This is a genomic window from Candidatus Frankia alpina (assembly GCF_902806485.1).
In the GTDB taxonomy this organism is placed as follows: Bacteria; Actinomycetota; Actinomycetes; order Frankiales; family Frankiaceae; genus Frankia; species Frankia alpina.
In genome coordinates this window covers 1-416 of the sequence record NZ_CADCWT010000593.1, presented here as the reverse complement: position 1 = coordinate 416, position 416 = coordinate 1, and the positions used below count along the sequence as shown (strand labels likewise).

Genomic DNA, 416 nt, shown 5'->3' with positions numbered 1-416 from the left:
TTCGGCGGCCGCGCGGACGTGATGGCGTGCCTCGCCCCCGCCGGCCCCGTCTACCAGGCCGGCACCCTGTCCGGTAACCCGATCGCCGTCGCCGCCGGCCTGGCCACGCTGCGGGCCTGCACCGACGAGGTCTACGCCACCGTCGACGCCCGCGCCGGCGACGTCGCCGGCATCGTGTCGACGGCGCTGACCGAGGAGGGCGTCGCCCACCTGCCCAGCAGCGCCGGCTCGCTGTTCAGCTTCTTCTTCACCGACGCCGCCGCCGTCGTCGACTACGCCGGCGCCCAGGCGCAGAACGCCGCCCGTTACGCCGCGTTCTTCCACAGCATGCTCGACGCGGGGATCTACCTGCCGCCGTCGGGGTTCGAGGCGTGGTTCGTCTCGGCCGCCCACGACGACGCCACGATGGAGCGGAT

At 74.0% G+C, this 416-nt stretch carries 1 pseudogene; it reads left to right on the top strand.

The annotated features are described in order from the left end of the window. A pseudogene (locus G6R25_RS24635) lies at positions 1-416 on the top strand (glutamate-1-semialdehyde 2,1-aminomutase); the annotation flags it as partial.